At 43.1% G+C, this 1,285-nt stretch carries 2 protein-coding genes; both read right to left on the bottom strand.

Going from position 1 to position 1,285, the window contains the following annotated elements; all coding sequences use genetic code 11:
- A partial coding sequence (locus tag C7R94_RS29300; protein WP_106786005.1) for a flagellin N-terminal helical domain-containing protein occupies positions 1 to 579 on the bottom strand: 579 nt, incomplete at its 3' end.
- A gap of 256 nt (positions 580 to 835) precedes the next feature.
- Positions 836 to 1,285, bottom strand: a 450-nt coding sequence (locus C7R94_RS30785) for a flagellin (protein ID WP_255577328.1), incomplete at its 5' end; no start/stop codon positions are given.

The following is a 1,285-nucleotide window of genomic DNA, read 5'->3' on the forward strand; positions in this document are numbered from 1 at the left end:
TACATCATCGATGCTTCCCAACACAGTAGACGCACCTGTTGTTGCACTCACATCCCATGCATCTACAGCTGTAGCAACTTGACCAATGGAGAAGTTTGCAGTATTGAGCGACAAGGTTTGTCCTGCTTCTTGACCAATTTGAATTTTAATTTCGTCTCCAGTATTCGCCAACAGATTGATACCGTTAAACTTCGTTTTATCTTTAATGTTGGTGATTTCTTTTGAGAGCTCATCCAATTCCTCTTGCAGACGAGCACGGTCGTTCGTGTCATCATACGTTCCGTTCGCAGATTGCGTAGCCAGTTCTTTAATACGAACAAGCATGTTGTTAACGGTTTGCAGTGCACCTTCTGCTGTTTGGATCAGGGAGATACCATCTTGGGAGTTACGGGAAGCTTGTTCCATACCACGGATTTGTGCACGCATACGCTCGGAGATGGAGAGACCTGCAGCATCGTCAGCAGCACGGTTGATGCGGTAACCGGAAGACAGTTTTTCCACGTTTTTTGCCAAGCTACCTGTGTTTACACCCAATTGGCGGTGTGTGTTCATTGCAGAAATATTGTGGTTGATAATCATGTTTTTTCCTCCTTGATATTCAATCAGTTACGTCCTTGCAACTGAGATAATAAATATCTGGGACTTTTCGCAATCGCGCGCTTGCAAATCATCCCTACAATTTTAATATCGGCTTTTCAGCGAAGTATTTAAATAGTTTTGTTCTCTCTTTTCTTTCCTAACCTAAAATTTTAGCCTGAAAACACAAAAGCTGCCGAGATTTCTCGACAGCCAATGTATTGAATCCTGCTGCTTCCAATTTAGAAGCAGAATCAAATTAGCGAAGCAGTTGCAGTACGCCTTGTGGCAGTTGGTTCGCTTGAGCCAACATTGCTTGAGACGCCTGTGTAAGAATATTGTTCTTCGTGAACGCCATTTGCTCTTTTGCCATATCCACATCGCGGATACGGGATTCTGCAGCAGTCAGGTTCTCTGTAGTAATATTCAGGTTGTTAATGGTATTTTCCAAACGGTTTTGGTTCGCACCCAGGTAAGAACGCGCTTTGCTCACCAGGTTGATTACATCATCGATGCTTCCCAACACAGTAGACGCACCTGTTGTTGCACTCACATCCCATGCATCTACAGCTGTAGCAACTTGACCAATGGAGAAGTTTGCAGTATTGAGCGACAAGGTTTGTCCTGCTTCTTGACCAATTTGAATTTTAATTTCATCGCCAGTGTTTGCCAACAGATTAATACCATTGAACTTCGTTTTATCTTTAAT

It is taken from the genome of Brevibacillus sp. NRRL NRS-603 (genome assembly GCF_003013445.1).
GTDB classification, from domain to species: Bacteria; Bacillota; Bacilli; order Brevibacillales; family Brevibacillaceae; genus Brevibacillus; species Brevibacillus formosus.